Below are 15,571 nucleotides of genomic sequence, written 5' to 3' on the forward strand. Positions count from 1 at the left end.
CCACCATGAACGGCAAGGCGACGACGGCCAGGACACGGCTGGACAGGGGGCGCGGCGCGCTCGGGCCCGCACTCGAACTGGTGCACACGGGCCGCGCGCCCACCCGCGCCGTCCTGACCGCCGAACTCGGAGTCACCCGGGCCACCGCCGGGGCCGTCGCCGCCGAGCTGGAGGCGCTCGGACTCATCCGGGTCGACTCCAACCCCGGCGCCGCCGCCGGCTCCCAGGGGCGTCCCTCGCACCGCCTCGCCGTCGCCGACAAGGGGCCCGTCGCCCTCGCCGCCCAGGTCCACTCCGACGGCTTCCGGGCCGCGCTCGTCGCGCTCGGCGGCACCATCGTCGCCACCGCCCCCGGCTGTGTCACCGTCTCCGCCGATCCCGCCCAGGTGCTCGGCGCCGTCGTCGACGCGGGCGCCGCCCTGCTCCGCGAGAGCGGGCGCCGCTGTGTGGGGGCCGGCCTCGCCGCGCCCTCCGCCGTCGCCGAGCCCGAGGGCACCGCCCTCAACCCGCTCCATCTCGCCTGGCCGGCCGGCGCGCCGGTCCGGGAGATCTTCGCCGAACGCGTCCGCGCCGCCGGGATCGAGGGCCCCGCCTTCACCGGCAACGACGTCAACCTCGCCGCCCTCGCCGAGCACCGCCACGGCGCCGGCCGCGGTGCCAGGGATCTGCTCTGCGTGGCCACCGGCCACCGGGGCGTCGGTGGCGCGCTCGTCCTCGACGGCCGTCTGCACACCGGCAGTTCGGGCCTCGCCCTCGAAGTGGGGCACCTCACGGTCAACCCCGAGGGCCGCCCCTGCCACTGCGGCAGCCGGGGCTGTCTGGACGTCGAGACCGACCCGCTCGCCTTCCTCACGGTCGCGGGGCGCGCGCCGGGGCCGGAGGTGTCGCTGCTCCAGCAGGCGCGCGATCTGCTCCGTACCAGGCCCGACGACCCGGGCGTGCGGGCCGCGACCGAGGAGCTGATCGACCGTCTGGGCCTGGGCCTCGCCGGCCTGGTGAACATCCTCAACCCGGACCGGATCATTCTCGGCGGTCTGCACCGCGAGCTGCTCGACGCCGACCCCGAGCGGCTGCGGGCGGTCGTGGCCGACCGCAGTCTGTGGGGCCGCAGCGGCGGCGTACCGATCCTTCCCTGCACTCTCGACCACAACAGCCTGGTCGGGGCGGCGGAGCTGGCCTGGCAGCCGGTCCTCGACGACCCGCTGGCGGCTCTCGGCAGACCCGAGGAGTAGGGGGCGTTCCGGGCCGCTCTCCCTGGCCGGCGGACCGGTGAAAATCACGGGCGGAGAGGCGAGACTGGAACTACCGTCCGACCATGACCGAAACCGATCTTCCTCCACGCCTCGGCAGCCTCACCTTCCACGGTCCGCTCTCCGAGACGAGAGCCACCCGCATGATCGAGCGGCTCGCCGCGTCCGAGCCCGCCACCGTGCTCGACATCGGCTGCGGCTGGGGTGAACTCCTGATGCGTGTCCTCGAGGCCGCGCCCGGCGCGACCGGCGTCGGCCTCGACATCAACGCCGAGGACCTGGCCAGGGGCCGCGTGCTCGCCGAGGAGCGCGGGCTCGCCGACCGCGTGGAGTTCGTCGAGGAGTCGGCGCGTGGCACCACCCGGGGCCCCGTCGACGCGATCCTCTGCCTCGGTTCGAGTCAGGCACTCTGCGACCCCGAGTTGCCGCACGACCCGGCCGCCGCGCTGCGCGAGCTGCGCCCCCTGGTCAGGCCCGGCGGGCGGGTGGTACTGGGCGAGGGGTTCTGGGAGCGTACGCCGACGGACGAGGAGCTCGCCGGGATGTGGCCGGGCGCCCACTCCGGGGACCACCTCCCGCTCGCCGGGCTTGTGGACCTGGCGATCCATGCGGGCTTCCGGCCCGCCTGGATCGAGACGGCGAGCCGCGAGGAATGGGAGGAGTTCGAGTCGGCCTACCGCCACGACACCGAGCTCTGGCTGGCCGCCCACCCGGACCACCCCCTCGCCGCCGAGACCCGCGACCGCGTCGACCGCCAGCGCTCCGCCTGGCTGGCCGGCTACCGCACCGTGCTCGGCATCGCGTACCTGACCCTGGTCCCGGTCGGCTGACGCTCGGCGGTGGCGTAGCTGACCCTGGTCCAGGTCGGCTGACGCTCGGCGTGGCGGGCGGACCACTGCTCACCGACAGGGCGTGGCCCCCAGGTTCGCCCGCTCCGGTGCCGAGAGGCGCAGCACCTGGAACCGCTCGCCCGCCTCAGCGGGCACGTCCGTCCCGCTCCCCGCCCACAGGGTGAAGCGCAGCAGCTCCCAGTGGCGCGGGTCCACGGCCAGCGCGCTCGCCACCACGCCCTCGGCCTTCGCCTCCCGCGCGTGGAGAGCGAGCGCCTCCGTCACGGCCTCCGCGGGTGCGACGTCCCCCGGCATGGGAAGTCGGCGGCGGGTCGCGGTCCGCGGCGCGGCCGTGGACGCCGGGCCCTCCTCGTACGCGAGTCCCACCCAGTGCCGCACCACTGGCCTGCCGAAGTCGTTCACGATGCCCTGGAAACCCGGGCCCCAGAGGAAGGAGTTCATACCCTCGGGAGTGACCCAGAGGTAGAACGGCGCGTACGCGTTCACCGGCGAGCCGTCCTCGCGCTCGCGCAGCAGATACGCCTTGAGGCCGAGGCCCGGGAAGTCGTCGAGCAGGTGCCCGCGGGTCGCGACCCGCTTGCGGATGATCTCCATGTCGTAGTCGGCGGGCAGAGTGATCTCGTACTGCATGGCGTGCAACGGGGCGGTCTCCGGTTCTCTCAGGCGGTACGGGGAGCCAGCAGGGCGAGCAGGCCGCGGACGGCCGTGTCGAAGGCGCTGGAGGAGCCCGACGCGCGGGCCAGCACATAGCCACCCTGCACCGTCGCCACGATCGCGGCCGCGAGCTCGGCCGGATCCGCCGGTCCGGCCAACTCGCCCTTCTCCAGGCCCTCCTGGACGACTCCGGCGAGCCGGTCGCGCAGCCAGTCGAGGGTCTCGTCGACCGGGGCGCGCAACTCCTCGCTCGCCACCACGTCCGGGTCCATGGTCAGCCGCCCGACCGGGCAGCCTCTCAAGACGTCGCGCTCGCGCAGCAGATACGCCTCCAGGCGGGCGTACGCCGTGCCCTCGGTGGCCAGGGCGGCCTCGGCCGCCGCCCGCATCTCCTCTGCGGTGCGCCGGATCGCGGCGAGCGCCAGATCGGGCTTGCCCGCGAAGTGGTGGTACATGCTGCCCTGCCCGGCCCCGGCGGCCTGCTGGATCGCCTTGGGGCTCGTGCCGACGTAGCCGCGCTCCCAGAGGAGCTCCCGGGTGGCCTCGATCAGTCGCTCGGACGTACTCATGGCAGCAGTGTACATACCAGTAGGTACAGCCGCCGTGCTCCGCCCGTACTCCGCCCGTCGTACAGGCGGAGCCGCCGGCGGTACGACGACCCGGACCCCTCCCCGAGCGACCCTCGAACCATTCGAACCATCGACCTGACATCGATGGACGTAGGAGGAGCTGATCGATCATGAACACACTCGCCCACACGGGTCCCGGCCCCTGGGTCCTGTTCTTCCCCCTCGTCTGGGCGGCGGTCGTTCTCGCCGCGGTCGCCGTCCTGCGCCGCACCGGATGGCGCGGACGCCGCGGTCCCGGCCCCCGTCCGGCCTATGACGAGCAGTCCCCGATCGCGCTCCTCGGCCACCGTTTCGCGGCCGGTGAGATCGACGAGGACGAGTACTGGCGGCGACTGACCGTTCTGGAGGAGCAGTTCGGCCGCGCCGCCGGACCGAGGAGGAAGGCGGCGTGACCAGGCGGCCCCATCCGGCCCGGCGCCCACGCGGCGCCGGGCCGGTGGGCGGCCGGGTGGGCGGCCGGGTGGCGCCGGTCAGCCCGCGAGGGCCGATCGGGCGACGACGGGTGCGCGCACCGGCTCCGCCGGGGTGCCGAACGGGACGCCCTCCAGAGTCGTGCCATGGGCACCGTGGAAGCGGCTCTGACCGGCGAAGGGGCCGTCGGTGGTCGCGCCGTAGACGGCGTGGGAGCGGGACGGGATCGCCACGGCCGGCGTCGGCGCCGGCAGCGTGAACCACACGACCTTCCCCGTCTCGCCGTGCGGGCGGATGCCCCAGCTCTCGCTGACCGCCTCGATGATGGCCAGACCGCGGCCCGAGGTGGCGAACTGATCGACGTCGTCGGGGTTCCTCGACCCCGCCGTCACGTCGACGCACGGTATCCGCGGATCGTTGTCGCGGACCGAGACCGTGAGACGGTCGAGCAGCAGCTCGATCTCGACGGTGCACATCTTGTCCGGCTGTGCGTGCCGGTGAACATTGGTCAGCAGCTCGGTGACTCCGAGCGCCGCATGGTCGATCAAGGCATCGAGATGCCAGTAGCGCAGATGCGCCGATACGATTCTGCGGACCTGACCGATCCGCGACGGCAGGGCCTGGAGCTCCACCGTGCAGTGCCTGCTTGGCTCGCTGATCACGGCTGCGACTCCCCGAAGTAGGTCCGGAAGAAGACGAAGGATCGGATCTTTCATGCGCTGTGCACAGCGGCGGCGGGCTGGATCACACCGATCACAGCGATCACAGCGTCACCGCCGGTAAACCCTCGGTGAGGTGGTTACAGCGTGAACCAGTGGTGACCGCCCCGCAACTCGCGGCGATGCCCCGCTGGTCAGCGACGCCTCACCGGCACTTCACCCGCCCGTCCCCGCGGGCCCTTCCTCACCGGCCCTTGGACGCCCTCTTCAGCGCCTCCAGGAAACGGCCCGGCCCGGACGCGCGGTCCTGCGGGCCGTCCATGGTCAGGCGGTAGCGGGTCCCGTTCACCTTCGCCACCGTCTCGTCCGGCTTCGCGAACCACGGCCGGCCCGCACGGACCGCGTTCACCGGCGCGCTGTCGATCTCGCTGCCGTAACTGGTCAGCAGCGACAGCCGGCCGTCCTCGATCCGGACCTCGCCCGCCCGGGTCAACGACCGGGGCCACCGCTCGATCCGTACGCCCGTGGCAGTGAACTCGGGCTCCGCCATGTCACTCCGCCCCCTTCGCACCGGTTGTTCCCTCCAGTGTGCCGGGCCGGCGGCGGGCGCACCAGGGGCCCTCCTGCAAGCGAGTCCTATGGACCCCCAAAGCGAACGTTTGCGCAGGTGAGCGGGTTATCGTCGGCAGTGGGAACCGTGTGGGGACCGAGGAGAGGGACGAGGGACGCATGAGCACCACGGAGAACACCGTGCCGGACGCCGCACCGGGCGCCGCCGCCACCATCGACGTCGACCGGAGCGACCCGGCGTACCGAGCCTGGCTCAAGGAGGCCGTCCGCAAGGTGCAGGCCGACGCCAACCGCTCCGCCGACACTCACCTGCTGCGCTTCCCGCTCCCGGAGAAGTGGGGCATCGACCTCTACCTCAAGGACGAATCGACCCACCCCACCGGCAGCCTCAAGCACCGTCTCGCCCGTTCGCTCTTCCTCTACGGCCTGTGCAACGGATGGATCCGGCCCGACAAGCCCGTCATCGAGGCCTCCAGCGGCTCGACGGCCGTCTCCGAGGCGTACTTCGCCAAGCTGATCGGCGTGCCCTTCATCGCCGTGATGCCCCGCACCACAAGCCCGGAGAAGTGCCGGCTGATCGAATTCCACGGCGGCCGCTGCCACTTCGTCGACGACTCGCGCAGGATGTACGAGGAGTCCGCCGCCCTCGCCGAGCGGACCGGCGGGCACTACATGGACCAGTTCACCTACGCCGAGCGGGCCACCGACTGGCGCGGCAACAACAACATCGCCGAATCGATGTACCAGCAACTCAGGTTGGAGCGATACCCCGAGCCCGCCTGGATCGTCGCCACCGCCGGCACCGGCGGCACCTCCGCCACCATCGCCCGCTACGTGCACTACATGCAGCACGACACCCGGATCTGCGTCGCCGACCCGGAGAACTCCTGCTTCTTCGACGGCTGGACCCACAACGACCCGCTGGCGACGGCCGATTGCGGCTCGCGTATCGAGGGCATCGGCCGGCCCCGTATGGAGCCCAGCTTCGTGCCCGGCGCCATCGACCGGATGATGAAGGTCCCCGACGCGGCCAGCGTCGCCGCCGTCCGCGCCTTGGAAACCGCGATCGGCCGCAAGGCCGGAGGGTCCACCGGAACCGGACTGTGGAGCGCCCTGAAGATCGTCGCCGAAATGGTCGAACGCGGCAGCACCGGCAGCGTCGTGACCCTGATCTGCGACCCGGGCGACCGCTATCTCGACAAGTACTACTCCGACGCCTGGCTGGCCGACCAGGGTCTGGACATCGCGCCCTACGCGGCCGCTATCGACCGGTTCCTGGCGACGGGTGTCTGGCCGGAGTGAGCCGCCGGTCCAGACGGCGCATCGCGTCCCGGAAGGAGCGGCCCACGCCCGGGCGGGCCAGCCGCATCGCGAACAGGTAGGGGGCGGGGCCGTCCACGGCCATCGTCCAGCGGACCCGCGTGCCCGGCCCGACGGGGGAGAGGACCCATTCCTCCACCATGGCGCGTACGGCCGGCGCGTTGGTCTCGTCGACCCGGTAGGCGTACCGCGTATCCGGGTCGGCGGCCATGACCGTCTCCTGGAAGCGGACCCCGCCGCGCAGCCGGACCGTACGGCCCGCGCCGCCGCCGGTCGGGGCCGCGGAGACGACAGCGGGGAACCAGGAGGGCCAGCTGCCGGCCTCCTCCGCCAGCGAGCGGTAGACCGCGGTCGGGGGCGCCGCCAATGCGGCCGTGAACGCCAGGCGCAGCGGCGCGGACGAGGCGAAGTCGAGTTCCACGAGCCGGAGTCGGCGTGCCATGGACCGTTCCTTCCAAGGGCCGGGGCTGAGGTCCGCACACCATAGCTGGCGGTCCGTCAGATGCCCAGGAGTCCGTCCATGGCACGGCCGAACAACCGCCTCCCCGCGAGAGCCAGTACGGGATCCAGAGCGCGGGGCACCCCGCGTACCCGCAGCTCCTCCGTCCACACCGCCCGGGATCCGCCGCAGGGCCCGGCGTACACCTCGATCCGTGCCCGGCCGAGCACCAGGCGGCCGCGCTTCTCCAGCAGGCACACCCCGGGCCGCTCCTCATGTCCCGGCTCGGGCGGCTCCCAGCGCACGACCTCCATCGGATCGTCGAAGGCCAGCCTTCCGACCCCCGTGCGCGCCACGAACCGGGTCCCCGGACCCGTGGGGCCGGACGTCAGCACCCGGACCCGGGTCAGCGGCACCCGGGCGCCGTGGGCAGCCCAGTCGGTGAGCCGCCGCCACGCCTCGGCGGCCGGCAGGGCCGTCGTGCGTTCGATCCGGAAGACGCTCACCCGCTCACCCGCTCACCCGCTCACCCGCTCCCGCGCCCCCACTCACTCCTGGTCCTCGCCCGCCACCACCAGGCCCGGCAGATGCTCGGTCATCTCCGCCCGGACCCGGGGCGAGAGCCCGCGATCCGTCACGAGCGTGTCCACCTCGTCGAGCCCGGCGAACGAACTGAGGCCCACCGTCCCCCACTTGGTGTGGTCGGCGACCACCACCACCCGGCGGGCCGAGCGCATCAGCAACCGGTTCGTCTCGGCCTCCGCCAGATTCGGCGTCGACAGACCCGCCTCCACCGAGATCCCGTGCACCCCGAGGAACAGCACATCGAAGTGGAGCGAGCGGATCGCCTGGTCGGCGACAGGGCCCACGAGCGCGTCCGACGGCGTGCGCACCCCGCCCGTCAGCACCACCGTCGCCGCGCCGGGACGCGCCTCGCCCGTGGAGCCGGCGCGGTGCGCCGCGTGGAACACATCGGCGACCCGGACGGAGTTGGTCACCACCGTCAGATCCCGCACGTCCAGCAGATGTCCCGCCAGCGCGAACGTGGTCGTACCACCCGACAGGGCGATCGCCGCACCGGGCGGCACCATCCGCGCCGCCGTCCGGGCGATCTCGTCCTTCGCACCCGACTCGAGGACGGACTTGGCCTCGAACCCCGGCTCGTGCGTACTCGCCTCGACCACGGGCACCGCACCGCCGTGCACCTTCTCCACGACACCCTGCCGGGCCAGCGCGTCCAGGTCCCGGCGGACCGTCATGTCCGAGACGTTGAGCCGTCGTGTCAGCTCGTTGACCCGGACACCGCCGCGGCGCCGGACCTCGTCCAGAATGAGGGCGCGCCGCTGCTCCGCGAGGAGATTCTGATGGTCGCTCACCGCCGGGGCCGATCCTTCCGAAGGGGACAGGGGGAAATGGTGACGGATTACGTGAGAGGTCCTGCGCAGCCGCACGGCCTTCCGCGATCCTGTTGCCTGCCGACGAATCCTCCCATCCAGAGAGCGAGTCACCGAAGTGTCCCCTGCCACACCCGTCCCGCAGAGCGGTGGCGCGGCGCTCGAACTCCTCGTCCACGGCGTCGGCGGAGCCACGCCGCAGGACATGCTGGAGGACCCGCGTACGGTACGGGTCACCGGAGACACGACCGCCGCCATGCACCGGCGCGCCGACGACCTGGACGCGGAGGACCACCCCGAGCGTTACGCCGAACGACCGGTCCCGGAGGCGTACTGCTGGTCCAACCTCACCTCCGGCAACGGCGCCCGCGCCCTGTGGCTGCTGCTCCTGCCCTTCATGGTGGCCAACCTCGCCCACTGGATGCGCCCGCCCGCCCGCGGCCGGGCCGGCCTCGTCCGGACGTACGGCGTCCTGGTGCGGCTCGTCGCGCTCACCCTCACCGTGCTGCTCACCGCCGCCGCCTGTGAGGTCGCGCTCGATCTGACGGCCTGGCAGTGCGCGGGCGTCGCGAGCTGCGCGGAGGACCGCTCCTGGCTGGGGTTCCTCTCCGCCGAGCGCGGCGGCTGGTGGTCCCAGCCGGGCCGCCGGCTCGCGCTGGCCGCGGTGGTCCCGGCGGCCCTGGTGGGCCTGCTCTGGTACCTCTCCAACCGGACCTGGAGCGCGTACGAGGCGCAGCGACCGCCCGCCGGGTACGACGACGCCCCCGAGACGCCCGCCGAGACGCACGGCACGGCCGTGGCCGAGGTCCCGCTCGCGCCCCAGCCGGACGCCGACTCCTCCGAGGACGAGCTCGCCACCATCGATCCCGCCGAGGCCGACGCGGCGACCGGCGCCGAACCCCCGCCCCGGTTCCGTCCCGCCCTCGGGCGCCCCGGCTTCTGGTACGGCCGCCGGGCCGTCGCGCGGCTCCGCGCCGCCCATACGGCCGCCGGCCTCCTGACCGTGGCCGCCGCCCTCGACGGCGCCGCCGCCCGGTACGACCGCGAGGCGGCCTTCTCCCTCAGGGAGCCGCTCGGATGGGCGCTCCAGGCCGCCTGCGTCGTCTTCGCGGCCGTCATCCTCTGGGTGGTATGCCGCCGCGGCCGCAGCGAGAAGCGACTCGACCTGCGGATCGAACGCGCCCTCGTCACCTGGCTGCCCAGCGCCGCCCTCGTCCTGCTGCTGCTCTCCGTCCTGTACGCCGGATGGTCCCGCCCCGCGTGGCGGTCCGCCGGCACCCTGCCCGGGGACATGACCTTCGGTGTCCTGACGCTGGCCCAGGGCGGGCTCGTCGTCGCCCTCGGGTTCGTCGCCCTCCTGCTGCACCGGCCCCACCGCCACCCGCGCACCGCCATGTTCGGACTCGGCGGGCCCGCCGTCGCCATGCTCGCCTGCGCCCTCGCGGGGGTGATGACCGGCGGAGTCGCCCAGCGCGTCGCCGACTGGCTGGACGGGCCCGCAACCCCCGGCATGGGGGAGGGGCCGCTCATCGGCCCGCCCGTGCTGCTGAGCTGGCAGGCGTCCGTCATCCCCGTTCTGCTGTTGATGCTGCTCGCGCCCGGCGCCTTCCTCGTCCTCCGGACCGCGCGCACTGCCCGCCGCCTCCGGTCGGTCGTCGAGACCGACTACGGCACGGAGGACCCGGACCCCGTCCGTACCGGAACGATCGCCTCGGGCCGGGCCCGCGCCGGTCTCACCGACGCCGCGCCCGCCCTCGTCGGCATCGTCTCCGGCGCCACGCTGCTGCTCGGCGCCCTCTCCGTGGCGGGCGCCTGGGCCAGCGAGAACGTCCCCGGCCGCGCCTTCGACGGAGCCCACCCCGCGATCGAGTCCGCCGCCGACACCGCCCAGGCCCTCGGCTCCTGGATGATCGGCTTCGGATTCATACTGTTCGTCACCTGGGGTCGCCGCGCCTACAAGGACCGCTCCGCCCGCCGTACCATCGGCATCCTCTGGGACGTGGGCACCTTCTGGCCGCGCGCCGCACACCCCTTCGCCCCGCCGTGCTACGCCGAACGGGCCGTTCCCGACCTGACCTGGCGCATGCGCTCCTGGACCCGGCACACCGGCGGCCGGCTCGTCATCTCGGGCCACTCCCAGGGCAGTGTCCTCGCCGCGGCCGCCGTCTGGCAGCTTCCGCCCGCCACGCGAAAGCGCGTCGCGCTCCTCACCTACGGCTCCCCGCTGGAGCGTCTCTACGGCCGCTGGTTCCCTGCCTACTTCGGCCCCGACGCCCTGCGCGGACTGCATCGCACGGTGCACTGCTGGAGCAATCTCTACCGCTCCACCGACCCCATCGGCGGCCCGGTCCGGGTGCCCGCCGAAGGCGACAAGCCCGCCGTCGACTGCCCCGCCCTGCTCGACCCGATCGTGTACGGCCGCACGCACGCGCACCCGTTGCCCGAACCGATCCTCGGCCACTCCGACTACCAGGCCGACCCGGCGTTCGCCGCCGAACGCACCGGGCTCCTCGACCGGTTGCCGCCCGCCCTGCCCCGCCAGCGGACCGACGACGCCGACGAGGTGGTACGTCAGGGGAGTTCGGGCAGATCCTCCGGATAGAGCAGGGTCAGGTCGTCCGTGCTCGCCTCGGCGAGCCCGGCGACCCGGCCGGCGTGCCGCTCCACCATGGACTCGAACGTCTGGCGCGCCGTACGGCCGTTGCCGAACGCCGGCCCCTTGGGCAGCTCGGAGAAGTACTTCCGCAGGGCCTCGTCCGTACCCGGCGCGAGCCGGTACTCGTGCTCGTCGGCCTGCTGCTCCACGATCCGCACCAGCTCGTCCGGGACGTAGTCGCTGAAGGTGATGGTCCGTGAGAAGCGGGACGCCACCCCGGGGTTGACGGTCAGGAACCGCTCCATCTCCGCGGTGTAGCCGGCGACGATCACCACCACGGCGTCGCGGTGGTCCTCCATCAGCTTCACCAGCGTGTCGATCGCCTCCCGCCCGAAGTCCCGCCCCGAGTCCTCCGGGGACAGCGCGTACGCCTCGTCGACGAAGAGGACCCCGCCGCGCGCCCGGTCGAACGCCTCCTGAGTCCGGATCGCGGTCGAGCCGATGTGCTCGCCGACCAGGTCCACCCGCGACACCTCGACCAGATGACCGCGCTCGAGGACGCCGAGGGAGGCCAGGATCTCGCCGTACAGCCGTGCCACGGTCGTCTTGCCCGTGCCGGGGTTGCCGGTGAAGACCAGATGGCGGCGGACCGAGGCCGCCTTCAGACCCGCCTCCTGCCGCCTGCGGCCCACCTCGATCATGTTGGTGAGCGTCCGGACCTCGTGCTTGACGCTCTCCAGGCCCACCAGCGCGTCCAGTTCACCGAGGACGTCATGGGAGGACCGCGCGGCGACCGGGGCCGGTTCGGCGGCCGGCACGGGCGGGGAGTCGGCGGGGGAGCGCGGCGCCGGAACCGTGCCGAGCAGCCCCGCGGACCGCGTCGCCGTGAGCACGGCGCGCGGATCCGGGGCCGGCCGCACCCCGCTCTCGTCGCTCGTGCAGTCCTCCGCGACCGGGCCGTCCTCGGGCAGGTCGTACCCGCCGCGCGCGCACCGTTCCGTACGGCAGGTGCGCAGGGTCGTACGGCAGCCGTCCATCACATGGAAGCCGTAACCCCCGCTGCCGGTCACCCGGCAGCCGTGGAACGTGCCCCGCCCCTCGGCCGAGACGTAGAACCCGGCTTCGGCGGGCGAGGTCACCACGCACCGGTCGATCGTAGGGTCGGCGCCCTTGGTGACGATCACCCCGGTCTGCACGGCGTCGATCGTGCAGCCGGCCAGCGTGCCACCGCTGCCGTGGTCGCGGAACCAGGCGCCCGTGGACGCCTCCCGGATCCGGCAGTCGTCGAGTTGGGCGGTCGCCCCGTCGCTCACCGAGACGGCCGTGTTCCGCACCTGCGACAGATCGCTGTCGACGACATCGGCGCGTGAGCCCCGGTCGAGGACGAACAGCGCGTCCGGCACGTCGTGAACCCGGCACGAGTCGAGCACGGCCGTCGCCCCGTCGCTGACCCAGACCGCCGGATAGTCGCCCGTACTGTCGTGGATCTCGCACTGGTTGGCGTCCACCCGGGTACCCGGGTCCCACACGGAGAGGCCGTTGCGTCCGAAGCGGCGCACGGTGGAGCGGGTCAGCGTCAGGACGGAGCGGGAGCGCAGATCGACGGCGTTCTCGGGGATGTCGTGGATGTCGCAGTCGGACAGGGTCAGGACCGCGTCCGTGTCCAGCGTGATGCCGTCGGCCGAGGTGCGGTGCACGGAGGAGTCGGAGAGATGGACGGTGGCCCGCGCCGCGATCTGCAGGCCGGCGCCCTTGACCTCGTACACCTCGCAGCCGATGCCCTCCAGGCCGCTGCCCTCACCGTTGACGGTGATTCCGGCGCCCGAGGCGTGATGAACTCGGCAGCGCTCGAGCCGCGGATGCGCGCCCCCGCGCACGGAGATGCCGGACTGGCCCGCCGAGACGACCTCGCACTCCTCGAACACCCCGCCCGCGCCGTCCAGTACGGCGATGCCGACCCCGGCCGGATTGTCGACGGTGCAGCGCCGGACCGTGGGCCTGGCGGCGCCGCGGATCTCGATCCCGGCGGCCGAGCGGGTCACGACGCGCAGGTCGAGCAGCTCGGGTGTGCCGTCCTCGACCAACAGCGCGGGTGCGGCCGCGTCCTGGCCCTCGATGTGCAGGTCCTGCACGGTCGCCGAGGCGCGGACGGTGAGCGGCACGCCGTCCGCGGGCGCGATCCGGACCGATCCGATCCCGCCCTCCGGTCCGCGCAGGGTGACGGCCCGTCGGATGACGAGGTTCTCGCGGTACGTGCCGGGGGCGACGGTGAGGACGTCGCCGTCCCCGGCGGCCTCCAGGGCCGCGGCGAGGGAGGCGTACTCACCTGTGCGCCTCCGCCACCGGGATGTGCCGGTGTGCGTCACCTGGACCGTGCCCTGTGCCATGGGTGTGCTCTGCCCCCGCCTCATGCGTCGCCGCTGATCCGATGCCCCACCGTAGCGCGCGCGGCGAGGCCGGGTTGACGAGTCAGCTGCCCGCGTCCGTACGTCCCCAGTCGGGGCCGGCCTTGGCCCAGGCGCGGTCGAGCCGTTCGTACCGCCGGTGCAGGAGACGTCGTACGATCCCTCGCCTCGCGGCCTCGATGAACACCGCGGCCAGGGCGGCGGCGAGCAGTCCGACGACGACCGCGTGGGCACGGGCCGTCTCCCACCGCATCGGCGGGGCCACGGGTCGCCCGCTCCGGTCGGTCCACAGTCGGAAGGTGTCGCCGGGGTCGGAGAGTTGCCGCCGCACGGCCACCGTTCCCGTTCTGGACGCGCCGTCGGGCGCCGTCCAGCGGGCGACGACGGCCCGGCGGAGCTGTGGTTCGCCGACCGACTCCGGATTCCGCGGGCCGGCCGTGGGGGCGTCGGCGAGCCGCAGCACCTGCGCCGTCGTCTGCTGCCGCTGCTGATGCTGGGCCCGGACCGCGCTCCGCAGGGAGGCGTCGGTCCGGGCGCCGGAGATCCAGCCGGCCGCGGGTACGGCGAGCGCGAGCAGGACGACGGCCGCCAACGCGACCCATGCCTCGATCAGGTCCGTGGTGCGGCACAGGGGATTGTGCCTCCAGCGCCAGACTCCGGTGGCCGCTCGCACGCCTCGCACCCCCCTCGTTCTCGTCGCTCTCCCAACGAGTCTGCCCCGGAGGCGGGTTCCCCGCCCGTCGGGACCGGAAGTGCGGCGCGCCGCCCGCGCTCGGCGGGCGGGGGATCAGTCGAGGATCTCGACCTCGTCGCCGACCCGGATCGTGCCCGTGTGCTCGGGCACCAGGTTCTGGCCGAAGATCAGCCGGCTGCCGTCCTTGCGGTGCCGGGCGAGGGTCCGCAGCGGCTCCTTGCCGCGCTCGGCGGTCCCCTGGTCGGTGGTGGTCACGACGCACCGGCCGCAGGACTTGGCGACCCGGAAGGTGACCTCGCCGAGGGAGAGCCGGGTCCAGCCGTCCTCGGCCCAGGGCGCGGTGCCGTCCACGACCACGTTCGGCCGGAAACGGTTCATGGGCAGGGGACCCTCGTCGGCGTGATCCCCCTGGGCGATCAGCGAGTTGAGGGCGTCGAGGGAGGACGTCGTGGTGACCAGGAGCGGATAGCCGTCCGCGAAGCTGACCGTCTCGCCCGGCAGCGCGTACTCCGGGTCGATCGGACGACGGTGCGCGGGGTCGTCCATGTGCACGAGCCGGACCTCGGTCTCCAGGTACGCGCTGAACCACGCGTCCGCCGCGGGATCGGCCGGGACCGCTTCCACGGGAGTCTCGAAGACCTCCACCCGGATCGTGGACGACGGCCGTGGCACCTCGATCGTCAGCGGCTCGCGGCCGGGCGCGGACACCCTGATGTCACCGCCCGGCAGCGGTTCGGCCGAGGCCAACGCCATGCGTGGATGACGGCGTTGGGTCACGACCTTGCCCGAGGCGTCCACGACGGTCCAGCGGCGGTCGCCGGCCAGTCCCCATGGCTGGACCTCCGCCTCGGCGGGCGCGACCCCGCGCATCGCCTTGACCGGGTGGACATGGACGGAGCGCACGACAGGATTCGGCATACCGTCATCCTGCCAGCCGCCCCGGACACCGCGCCGGTCAGTACCCCCCGCCCTGGTACGGCCGGTTGTACGGGTCGTCGTACGCGGCGGGCGCCGGGGCGGGCCGTGTGGCCGCCGGGCGCATCGCCTCGTACCCCGTGCTCACCGGGCGCTGCGGTTGCTGGTGCTGGACGCCCGGGTAGCCGCGCGGACCGGCCGGCTGCTGCGGGATGTAGGGCGCGGGAGCGTGCTGCAGCGGCACCGGGGCCATCTGCTGCGCGGGCTGGGGATAGCCGTAGGAACCGCCGCCGCCGTAGGACGGCGTGGGGTGGCTGGGTGCCGCCGGGAGGGCGGGCAGAGCCGCGGGCAGCGCCGGCAGGTAACTGTTACCGGTGTCGTACGCGGAAGGCACTCGGATCGGAGCGATCTGAGGCGTGCCCCGCTCCGCGACCAGGGAGTCGTAGATCGGGGTGTCGGGGAACGACGGCGCGGTGTAGTAACCGCCGCCGTAGGTGGAGCGGGGGGAGGTCATGGCACATAAGTTAAGCCCACGATGTGCTGGTTGGGGAGACCGATAAGAGGGTTGTTTGACGGGTTCTGAGGGACCGTCGATCCACAATGCGAGCGAACGCGACAAATACGGTCGCCCGAGGGAACGTGGATCTTGAAAAGCCGAGCTGGGGAGGGGTTACCGGCGGGTCGCCCATCGTGCGTCCGGCATGCCCGGCATGAAGTCCGCGTAAAGAAATCCTGACGTCCCGGCGGTCATGATCGGAACGAGCATGTCCATGCTTAAAAGGAG

General features: G+C 73.1%; 16 protein-coding genes. 5 read left to right on the forward strand and 11 right to left on the reverse strand.

What is annotated here, in order from left to right; translation table 11 throughout:
• Positions 1–5 precede the first annotated feature (5 nt).
• Entirely contained in the window at positions 6–1,232 is a 1,227-nt protein-coding gene (locus ABZY12_RS04110) for an ROK family protein (protein ID WP_356886859.1), read from the forward strand.
• A gap of 83 nt (positions 1,233–1,315) precedes the next feature.
• A complete protein-coding gene (locus ABZY12_RS04115; protein WP_356886861.1) occupies positions 1,316–2,080 on the forward strand; it encodes a class I SAM-dependent methyltransferase in 765 nt (254 codons plus the stop codon).
• 69 nt (positions 2,081–2,149) lie between these two features.
• Here the strand turns inward: ABZY12_RS04115 and ABZY12_RS04120 are convergent, their stop codons facing one another.
• Entirely contained in the window at positions 2,150–2,740 is a 591-nt protein-coding gene (locus ABZY12_RS04120) for a DUF4865 family protein (protein ID WP_356886863.1), read from the reverse strand.
• 20 nt (positions 2,741–2,760) lie between these two features.
• Positions 2,761–3,339, reverse strand: a complete 579-nt coding sequence (locus ABZY12_RS04125; RefSeq protein WP_356886865.1) for a TetR/AcrR family transcriptional regulator — start codon at positions 3,337–3,339, stop codon at positions 2,761–2,763.
• A gap of 155 nt (positions 3,340–3,494) precedes the next feature.
• Between ABZY12_RS04125 and ABZY12_RS04130 the strand changes: the two genes are divergently transcribed.
• On the forward strand, positions 3,495–3,776 hold the full coding sequence (locus tag ABZY12_RS04130; RefSeq protein WP_356886867.1) for an SHOCT domain-containing protein: 282 nt from the start codon (positions 3,495–3,497) through the stop codon (positions 3,774–3,776).
• A 78-nt stretch (positions 3,777–3,854) separates the two neighbouring features.
• Here the strand turns inward: ABZY12_RS04130 and ABZY12_RS04135 are convergent, their stop codons facing one another.
• Complete coding sequence (locus tag ABZY12_RS04135; RefSeq protein WP_356886869.1) at positions 3,855–4,457, reverse strand: ATP-binding protein; 603 nt, start codon at positions 4,455–4,457, stop codon at positions 3,855–3,857.
• A gap of 241 nt (positions 4,458–4,698) precedes the next feature.
• A complete protein-coding gene (locus ABZY12_RS04140) occupies positions 4,699–5,004 on the reverse strand; it encodes a hypothetical protein (RefSeq protein ID WP_356886871.1) in 306 nt (101 codons plus the stop codon).
• Positions 5,005–5,183: 179 nt separating this feature from the next.
• Between ABZY12_RS04140 and ABZY12_RS04145 the strand changes: the two genes are divergently transcribed.
• Positions 5,184–6,326 carry a PLP-dependent cysteine synthase family protein gene (locus ABZY12_RS04145; RefSeq protein ID WP_356886873.1) on the forward strand — a complete coding sequence of 381 codons (1,143 nt, stop codon included), beginning with the start codon at positions 5,184–5,186 and terminating at the stop codon, positions 6,324–6,326.
• Here ABZY12_RS04145 and ABZY12_RS04150 read toward each other — a convergent pair.
• From ABZY12_RS04150 to ABZY12_RS04160, 3 genes are read right to left on the reverse strand one after another with little or no spacing between them, the layout of a single operon-like run.
• Positions 6,286–6,786, reverse strand: coding sequence for an SRPBCC family protein (locus tag ABZY12_RS04150; protein WP_356886875.1), 501 nt, complete (start codon positions 6,784–6,786; stop codon positions 6,286–6,288). The two genes, ABZY12_RS04145 and ABZY12_RS04150, sit on opposite strands and share 41 nt — an antisense overlap.
• Positions 6,787–6,842: 56 nt before the next feature.
• Entirely contained in the window at positions 6,843–7,289 is a 447-nt protein-coding gene (locus ABZY12_RS04155; protein ID WP_356886877.1) for an SRPBCC family protein, read from the reverse strand.
• 42 nt (positions 7,290–7,331) lie between these two features.
• Complete coding sequence (locus ABZY12_RS04160) at positions 7,332–8,159, reverse strand: DeoR/GlpR family DNA-binding transcription regulator (RefSeq protein WP_356886879.1); 828 nt, start codon at positions 8,157–8,159, stop codon at positions 7,332–7,334.
• Positions 8,160–8,295: 136 nt separating this feature from the next.
• On the opposite strand from ABZY12_RS04160, the gene ABZY12_RS04165 reads away from it, so the two are divergent.
• Positions 8,296–10,779, forward strand: a complete 2,484-nt coding sequence (locus tag ABZY12_RS04165; protein ID WP_356886881.1) for a hypothetical protein — start codon at positions 8,296–8,298, stop codon at positions 10,777–10,779.
• On the opposite strand, the gene ABZY12_RS04170 is transcribed toward ABZY12_RS04165, so the two are convergent.
• The 4 genes from ABZY12_RS04170 to ABZY12_RS04185 all read right to left on the reverse strand — a co-directional run bounded on the left by ABZY12_RS04170 (position 10,749) and on the right by ABZY12_RS04185 (position 15,301).
• Positions 10,749–13,160, reverse strand: coding sequence for a right-handed parallel beta-helix repeat-containing protein (locus tag ABZY12_RS04170; protein WP_356886883.1), 2,412 nt, complete (start codon positions 13,158–13,160; stop codon positions 10,749–10,751). The genes ABZY12_RS04165 and ABZY12_RS04170 overlap by 31 nt on opposite strands.
• An 82-nt stretch (positions 13,161–13,242) precedes the next feature.
• On the reverse strand, positions 13,243–13,851 hold the full coding sequence (locus ABZY12_RS04175) for a hypothetical protein (RefSeq protein ID WP_356886885.1): 609 nt from the start codon (positions 13,849–13,851) through the stop codon (positions 13,243–13,245).
• Positions 13,852–13,965: 114 nt separating this feature from the next.
• Positions 13,966–14,790: an MOSC N-terminal beta barrel domain-containing protein gene (locus tag ABZY12_RS04180; protein ID WP_356886887.1), complete on the reverse strand. Its 825-nt coding sequence runs from the start codon at positions 14,788–14,790 to the stop codon at positions 13,966–13,968.
• Positions 14,791–14,827: 37 nt separating this feature from the next.
• Entirely contained in the window at positions 14,828–15,301 is a 474-nt protein-coding gene (locus ABZY12_RS04185; RefSeq protein ID WP_356886889.1) for a DUF6643 family protein, read from the reverse strand.
• Positions 15,302–15,571 lie beyond the last annotated feature (270 nt).

This window comes from Streptomyces sp. NPDC006551 (assembly GCF_040611675.1).
In the GTDB taxonomy this organism is placed as follows: domain Bacteria; phylum Actinomycetota; class Actinomycetes; order Streptomycetales; family Streptomycetaceae; genus Streptomyces.

Excerpts from the sequence above, each read along its gene's own strand:
- ABZY12_RS04110 (WP_356886859.1), top strand. The coding sequence starts at position 6 with ATGAACGGCAAGGCGACGACGGCCAGGACACGGCTGGACAGGGGGCGC.
- ABZY12_RS04115 (WP_356886861.1), top strand. The coding sequence starts at position 1,316 with ATGACCGAAACCGATCTTCCTCCACGCCTCGGCAGCCTCACCTTCCAC.
- ABZY12_RS04125 (WP_356886865.1), bottom strand. The coding sequence starts at position 3,339 with ATGTACACTGCTGCCATGAGTACGTCCGAGCGACTGATCGAGGCCACC.
- ABZY12_RS04130 (WP_356886867.1), top strand. The coding sequence starts at position 3,495 with ATGAACACACTCGCCCACACGGGTCCCGGCCCCTGGGTCCTGTTCTTC.
- ABZY12_RS04140 (WP_356886871.1), bottom strand. The coding sequence starts at position 5,004 with ATGGCGGAGCCCGAGTTCACTGCCACGGGCGTACGGATCGAGCGGTGG.
- ABZY12_RS04145 (WP_356886873.1), top strand. The coding sequence starts at position 5,184 with ATGAGCACCACGGAGAACACCGTGCCGGACGCCGCACCGGGCGCCGCC.
- ABZY12_RS04150 (WP_356886875.1), bottom strand. The coding sequence starts at position 6,786 with ATGGCACGCCGACTCCGGCTCGTGGAACTCGACTTCGCCTCGTCCGCG.
- ABZY12_RS04170 (WP_356886883.1), bottom strand. The coding sequence starts at position 13,160 with ATGGCACAGGGCACGGTCCAGGTGACGCACACCGGCACATCCCGGTGG.
- ABZY12_RS04180 (WP_356886887.1), bottom strand. The coding sequence starts at position 14,790 with ATGCCGAATCCTGTCGTGCGCTCCGTCCATGTCCACCCGGTCAAGGCG.
- ABZY12_RS04185 (WP_356886889.1), bottom strand. The coding sequence starts at position 15,301 with ATGACCTCCCCCCGCTCCACCTACGGCGGCGGTTACTACACCGCGCCG.